This is a genomic window from Microbacterium sp. C448 (assembly GCF_000582705.2).
Classification (GTDB): domain Bacteria; phylum Actinomycetota; class Actinomycetes; order Actinomycetales; family Microbacteriaceae; genus Microbacterium; species Microbacterium lacus_A.
In genome coordinates, this window is record NZ_HG779773.1 from 1 (window position 1) to 6,428 (window position 6,428).

General features: G+C 69.7%; 6 protein-coding genes. 5 read left to right on the top strand and 1 reads right to left on the bottom strand.

Annotation, left to right across the window (positions count from 1 at the left end; genetic code table 11):
- A partial coding sequence (locus MIC448_RS16585; RefSeq protein ID WP_036300618.1) for a TPM domain-containing protein occupies nucleotides 1-1,976 on the bottom strand: 1,976 nt, incomplete at its 3' end.
- A gap of 222 nt (nucleotides 1,977-2,198) precedes the next feature.
- Here MIC448_RS16585 and MIC448_RS13295 point away from each other — a divergent pair.
- The 5 genes from MIC448_RS13295 to MIC448_RS13315 all read left to right on the top strand — a co-directional run bounded on the left by MIC448_RS13295 (nucleotide 2,199) and on the right by MIC448_RS13315 (nucleotide 6,177).
- On the top strand, nucleotides 2,199-3,041 hold the full coding sequence (locus MIC448_RS13295; protein ID WP_036300622.1) for a DUF3097 family protein: 843 nt from the start codon (nucleotides 2,199-2,201) through the stop codon (nucleotides 3,039-3,041).
- A 223-nt stretch (nucleotides 3,042-3,264) separates the two neighbouring features.
- Nucleotides 3,265-4,020 (top strand): tRNA (guanosine(46)-N7)-methyltransferase TrmB, encoded by a 756-nt coding sequence (gene trmB / locus MIC448_RS13300; protein WP_036300625.1) that lies wholly within the window; start codon nucleotides 3,265-3,267, stop codon nucleotides 4,018-4,020.
- 53 nt (nucleotides 4,021-4,073) lie between these two features.
- Nucleotides 4,074-4,982: a CPBP family intramembrane glutamic endopeptidase gene (locus MIC448_RS13305; protein WP_036300626.1), complete on the top strand. Its 909-nt coding sequence runs from the start codon at nucleotides 4,074-4,076 to the stop codon at nucleotides 4,980-4,982.
- Between the two features lie 177 nt (nucleotides 4,983-5,159).
- Nucleotides 5,160-5,570 carry an RNA polymerase sigma factor gene (locus tag MIC448_RS13310; protein WP_232711662.1) on the top strand — a complete coding sequence of 137 codons (411 nt, stop codon included), beginning with the start codon at nucleotides 5,160-5,162 and terminating at the stop codon, nucleotides 5,568-5,570.
- 1 nt (nucleotide 5,571) lies between these two features.
- Nucleotides 5,572-6,177: a hypothetical protein gene (locus MIC448_RS13315; protein ID WP_036300627.1), complete on the top strand. Its 606-nt coding sequence runs from the start codon at nucleotides 5,572-5,574 to the stop codon at nucleotides 6,175-6,177.
- Nucleotides 6,178-6,428: the final 251 nt, after the last annotated feature.

Genomic DNA, 6,428 nt, shown 5'->3' on the forward strand with positions numbered 1-6,428 from the left:
CCGCGCGAGCCCCCGCCGAGGCCGCCGAGTCCGCCGAGCCCCCCGAAGCCGCCCGATGAGCGCGAGCCGCCGCTGAGCAGGGAGTTCAGCACGACGCCGCCGAGCATGGCCCCGAGCATCCCGGATCCGCTGTTCGAGCCTGATCCGCCGCCGAAACCCCCGCCGAGGCCGCCGCCGTCGAAAGCACCGACGTCGCGTTGGGCTGCGCTCGTGGCCTCGGCCGCGAGCTGCGCCGCACGACCGGCTTGCCCGAGCGCCGCGGCCGCATCGGTGGCTTGGAGCTGCTGCGCCCCCGCAAGCGAAGCGCGCGCCTCGGCCAGTCGCGTGCGGGCCGTCGCCCCCACCGCGCCGCGGCGTGAAGTGATGTAGTCGTCGGCCGCCGAGATCTGCGCCTGAGCCTGCAACATGGCCTGCGCGAGTTGCTGGCGGGCGCGTTCGTCGCGAGCCTGGGCGTCGCGTACCCCCGCGATGACGGCATCGATCTGCTCGTTCGCGGCTCGCAGCGCCTCGAGCGCGGCGAGGGGCCGGCTCGGCGAAACGAGCAATTTCCGTGCTTCGTCGAGACCGCGACGCGTCGCAAGCGTTGCCGCGGCGATGCGGCCGTCCGGGTCGGGGAGGGACGCGGCGGTCGCGAGGTCCGTCTCGAGCTCGCTGACGAGCGCGGCCGCCTGGCGCTCACCCTCGGCAAGGTTCGTCGTGAGGTCGTCGATCGCCTTTTCGAGGAGCCGTGCCTGATCGACCGCGTCCTCGGCGGCGCGGATGCCGATGGCGGCCTCGCCGCCCCTGCCCGCGCCCACGTCGCGCTGCGCCTCGGCGAGTTGTTCCGTGGCGAACTCCAGGCGAGCGCGGGCCTGATCGGGGTTGTCCGCGACGGTGGCGAAGGCTTCCGGAGCGTATCGGGTCCCGAGCGTGGCCAGAGCGGCATCGGCTGCCTCGATCGCTGCCGCAGCTTTGGTCCTCTCGTCCTCGACGCGGACCAGTGCCTCGGGAGCGTTCCGCTCGAGCTGGCGCAGCTCGTCGAAGGCCGCGGCCTTGGCATCGAGGTCGGCGTTCGCTGCAGCGCAGAGTTCGAGGATGCGAGAGTATGCCGCCCGCGCCGAGGCATCCGTGTCCGGCTTCTCGTCGTCCAGGGACTGTTGCAGTCCGAATGCCTCGGTCATCGCCGCGCGGGCACGGGCGAGAGCGTCCTCGAATTCGGCCGTGGCTTCGTCGCCGAACTGCGCCCTCGCGAAGCCGAGTTCTTGCGTGCTTGTCGTGATCGCGTCATCGGTGGCGACGAGGGCTGCGGATGCCTGTCGCTCGAGCTCTTCGGTCGACACGACAGGGGCCTCTACTCCGGCGCCGGTGGGACGCTTGCGCTTGCGCAGCAGCACCCATCCGACCAGCACGAATCCGGCGACGACCACAGCGCCGACCGCGAGGAGGGGGAGGAAGCCGGACGAGCCGCCCGAGGTTCCGCCGTCATCCGTGCCGCCGCCGGTCGTGATGCCGATCGCCTCGCCGAGTCCCGCGGCGGTCGCGTCGATGGCGCCCAGCCAGTCGTCGTCGGCGAGCGCGGGCTGTGTGTCGTTCTGCTCGATCGCGCCGAGCTGCTCGTCTGTCACGGGGCCCGCGCTGTCGCCCCACAGATAGAACTGCCGGGAGTCGATGGCCACCGCGAGGAGATACTGCGTCGGTCCGAGACCGTTCTGTTCCGCCGCAGCGTAGGCCCAGTCGACGGACGACGACGGGTCGGTGAACTCATCGACGACAACGACCCAGAGGTCGAGGCCGGACTCATCACGGAACTGGGTGAGGTTCTCTTCTGCGGACGAGATCTCGTCCGCAGAGAGGACACCCACGTCGTCGAAGACGTAGCCGGTGCCGAGGGTGACCGGCGGCGTCGCGCTCGCGGACGCGGCAGGGCCGAGCAGAAGCGCCGTGACGACCAGACCGAGGGCAGCCGCGCGCGCGTTCAGAGACCAGCGCGCGCGCATCGCGACCCCCTTCGAGGGCCGAGGAACAGCCCACCCGACGAGTCTATGCGTCGTCCGGCATGCCCGATAGCGGCGCCCAGCCGCCCGCACGACGATCGGACGCACTCGCGGCGAGCCCACGCGATCGCGCGCTGGGGGCGAGGTAGCGTTTCGCGGCGGGTGATGGATGCTGCGGGCGCGTGCCGCTCGCCCGCCCGCCCCACGAGACCTCCGGAAGGCGACATGGACGACAGGTACGGAACGGACGTGCTCGCCGCGGGATGGCGGGACAAGAACGCGCGTCGTGTGCCTCGGATCGCCGCCGAGCTCGACATGGTCATCGAGGTCGCCGCGGACGGATGGTGCGGCGCGGTGACCAGCGTGAAGTCAGGCCACGTCGAGCTTGAAGACAGGCATGGTCGCCGTCGCCTGTTCCCGCTGGGGCCCGGATTCATGGTGGATGGTCAGCTTGTCGAGCTCTGTGCGCCCGCCCCCTCCGCGCCTGCCGCCCGGCCGGCGACCGCCCGCACGGCGTCGGGTTCTTTCGCGGTCGCCGACGCCCGGGCCCGGGTCGCGCTGCCGAGCCGGATCCTCGTCGAGGGTCGGCACGATGCCGAACTGGTTGAGAAGGTCTGGGGCGATGACCTCCGCATCGAGGGCGTCGTCGTCGAGTATCTCGAGGGTGTCGACCTGCTCGACGCGATGCTCGCCGCCGAGCCGCCGTCCGCGAAGCGCCGCTACGGGGTGCTTGTCGACCACCTCGTGCCGGGCTCGAAAGAGGCGCGGATCGCCGACGCCGTGGCGCGCGGGCCGCACGGCGCGCACATGCTGATCGTGGGGCATCCGTTCGTCGACGTCTGGCAGTGCGTCACGCCGCAGGCACTGGGTATCCGGGCGTGGCCCGAGGTTCCGCGGGGGATCGACTGGAAGACGGGCATCTGCCGAGGCTTGGGCTGGCCGGCCGAAACTCCCGCCGACCTGGCTCGCGCGTGGCGCCGGGTGCTGGGCGCGGTGTCGTCGTACCGCGACCTCGAGCCCGCCCTGCTCGGCCGCGTCGAAGAGCTCATCGACTTCGTCACGTCCTGACACGTCCTGACACGTCCTGACACGTCGGGCCTCTGATTTCGGCGGCTCCGTGGCCGCGCACGCGCCCCTGCTCGACCGCCCTCCTGCGCGACAGCCCGCCCGCCCGCCCGCGGCAGGGCACTACCTCGCCGAAACACCCATCGCGCGACGAAACCACCTGTGTCACGGGGTGTTTCGCCGCACAAGGGGTGTTTCGGTGTGGTGGGAGGACGGCGGGGGACGGATGCCGGGGCTCGATAGCCTGGAGAGTGTGACCGAACCCGACGAACCCACCTTTCGCGACAAGCCGGTTTCGTTCGTCCGGCGGGGCGGCCGGATGTCGGACGGTCAGGAGCGCGCCTGGATCGAGCTCGCCCCCGCCTACCTGATCGACGTTGAGCGCGGCAACGCCGAGACGTCCGTCCATCGTGATGCTCGCCTGGACCCGGCCAACGTTTACGGGCGCACAGCCCCCCTGATCGTCGAGGTCGGGTCGGGGCAGGGCCATGCGATCATCGCGGCGGCGCTCGCGCATCCCGAAACCGACTTCCTCGCCGTCGAGGTGTTCCGCGCGGGGCTTGCCCGCACGATGCTCGACGCCGAGCGCGAGGGTGCTCGCAACATCCGGGTCATCGAGGCGAACGCGCCCGAGGTGCTGACGACTCTGCTGCCCGAGGCATCCGTCGCCGAACTGTGGGTGTTCTTCCCCGACCCGTGGCACAAGAACAAGCACACCAAGCGCCGGCTCGTGACGGAAGAATTCGCGGACGCCGCCGCCCGCGCCCTCGCGCCCGGGGCCATACTGCGTATGGCGACCGACTGGGAAGACTACGCGCGTGGAATGCGTGTCGCGCTCGATGCCTCGCCGCACTTCGAGCGCGCGTTCGACGGCGACTGGGCCGAGAGGTTCGACGGACGCGTCATGACCGCGTTCGAGCGCAAGGGAATCCGGGCGGGTCGGGCCATCCGTGATCTGGCCTATCGGCGCGTCTCTGCGTAGCTGCCCGATGCGCGCTCACTCGGGATCGCGCACCGTCTGAGAGACTGGTTCCGATGCCTGCGCTCACCGATAAGAACGCTCCCGTCCGTCCGACGGTCTGGATCGGGCTGCTGCCGGCGCTCGTGATCTGTCTCGCGGCCCCCGCCCTCTTCGTCTTGCAGATCGCGTGGCTCGGCTGGGCGCTTTTGGCCCTCGGGATGCTGCTCGCCTGGCTGCTGCGCGGTCGCCTGGATGGTCGGGGTTCCGCGGAGGCATCCGATTCCCTCTCGGACCCGCACGCCGCTGGAGGCGTTACTCGTCCGCCGAGCCTCGTCCGCGACCTGTCGCTGATCGCGATCGGGATGCTCATCGTCAGCGTCATTCCGTTGAAGGCCGAACTCGACAACTGGGCGATGGTGCGCTTCACGCTCGCGCTGGGCGGCGCGGTGCTCGTGCCGTATCTGATCTCGCGCTACGTCTACCGGGACTATGCGATCCGGTTCCCCTGGCGCGGAGGCGGCAGGTGGACGACGTTCCAATGGACGTGGCTCGTCGTCGTACTGGCGCTCGGATGGCTCATCCTGCCCTTCTACTTCATCACCTCGGGCGTCTACACGAACTGGCCCGTCGTGAACACGCCCGAGCTGATCGCGCGCCTGTTCGCGGGCGTGGGCGCGGTCGGCATCTGGGATGAGCTCTTCTTCATCTGCACGGTCTTCGTGCTGCTGCGTCGTCATTTCCCGATGTGGGTCGCGAACGGGCTGCAGGCGATCGTGTTCGTCTCGTTCCTGTGGGAGCTCGGGTACCAGGCGTGGGGTCCGCTGCTGACGATCCCGTTCGCCCTTCTGCAGGGCTTCATCTTCCTGAAGACCCGGTCGCTGGCGTACGTCGTCACGGTGCACCTGTTGTTCGACGCGGTCGTCTTCCTGGTGCTGGTGCACGCGCACAACCCTGGAGTGCTCGACGGGTTGTTCCTCGTCTGACGCTTTGTTGGATTTCAGACGCCGTGAACCTTTTCGGGTCGGCCGGACATAACCGGGTATGAGCGACGAAGACCGACACGACTGGGCGGGTGTCTGCGCGGACGACGAGGCTGCGCTGGCCCGACTGTTCGACCGCACGGCGACCGGCTATTTCGGCACGCTTCGCGCTTTCTGAGCATCCGCGAGGATGCGAAGGATGCCGTGGTCATCGCGTTCTCAGAACTGTGGCGCAAGCGTCGTTCGGTGCGTCTGGTCGATGGGTCGCCCCTGCCGTGGCTGCTGAACACCGTCAGTAACGCGGCGCGGAATCTGGAGAGATCGGCGCGCCGGTATCGGAACCTGCTCGCCCGGACGCCGCGAGCGGAGGATGTCCCGGCACCGGTCATCGCCGACGAATCCGGACTCCTCGGCGCGCTGCAGGGGCTGCCGACGCGCGAGCGCGAGGTCGTCGTGCTGACGATTCTCGAGGGCTATCCGGAGAAGGACACCGCTGCCGCGCTGGGCATCCCGGTCGGCACGGTGAAGTCGCGTCTTGCACGGGCGAAAGCCCGGTTGCGGGACGACATCATCCCGATGTGGGAGAGCTGACATGGACGATCGAACAGTACTGGGCCCGGACGAGAAGGCCGAGATGCGCGGGCTGGTGCTCGCCGGCGCGGCGCGGGCCGACAGCATCCGTCGGCGCCGTGCGCGCGTGGCCGTCAGCGTCTCTGCGGTGGTCGTGGTCGCGGGTATCGCGGTCGGTGCAGCATTCGCGTCGGGGATGCTCGGGCGGGGGAGCGTCGCGCCTGCGGTTCCAGCGCCGGCGCCATCCGGCTCGATGACTGAGGACGCCGAGCCGTTCTCCGACATCGCGGCCTATGCACGGCCTCGGACCGCGCAAGACGAGCTTCCTGCCGAGAAGCTCGACGGCGGGTATGACAATCTGCGACCCGAGACCTCCCGCTACGTCGGAACGCATGACGACATCGATTACTGGATCGTCCGGGGTGTTGATGAGGGCTCGATCTGCATGGTCATCGATGTGCGCGACCGCACCGACGGATACACGGGCTGCGGAGGCATCACGCTATGGGGGTACTGGATCCGGACGAGTGCTCCCGGACTCCTTGAGGCGCAGATCGGTCCCCCTGGCTCGGCCCCCGAAGGATGGATCGAACTCGACGAGAATCTGAGCGTCAACCCCAACCCGTGAGGCGCGGCAGTGCTGGCCCTGGCCCGCGCCGACACAGCCAGTGCCCGGCCGAATCGTCGCCGTGTACCGCGGGCGGCTGTGATCGGCCTCGCCGCCGCGCTCGTTCTCGGTGGAGCGGTTCCGCTTCCCCGGAGTCTGGCTCGAAGTGGGGCACCTGAGGTGTTGCGGGGCAGGGTGAAACCTGCCCCGCAACGCTTTCGGTGCCCCAGTTCAAACGCGTCCGGTGGCGTCCGGCAAGGTGGTGTACGGAT

What these genes read in the sequence shown, in the direction of transcription:
- MIC448_RS13295 (WP_036300622.1), top strand. Translation starts at nt 2,199, where the DNA reads ATGGACGACAGGTACGGAACGGACGTGCTCGCCGCGGGATGGCGGGAC.
- trmB (WP_036300625.1), top strand. Translation starts at nt 3,265, where the DNA reads ATGCCGGGGCTCGATAGCCTGGAGAGTGTGACCGAACCCGACGAACCC.
- MIC448_RS13305 (WP_036300626.1), top strand. Translation starts at nt 4,074, where the DNA reads ATGCCTGCGCTCACCGATAAGAACGCTCCCGTCCGTCCGACGGTCTGG.
- MIC448_RS13315 (WP_036300627.1), top strand. Translation starts at nt 5,572, where the DNA reads ATGGACGATCGAACAGTACTGGGCCCGGACGAGAAGGCCGAGATGCGC.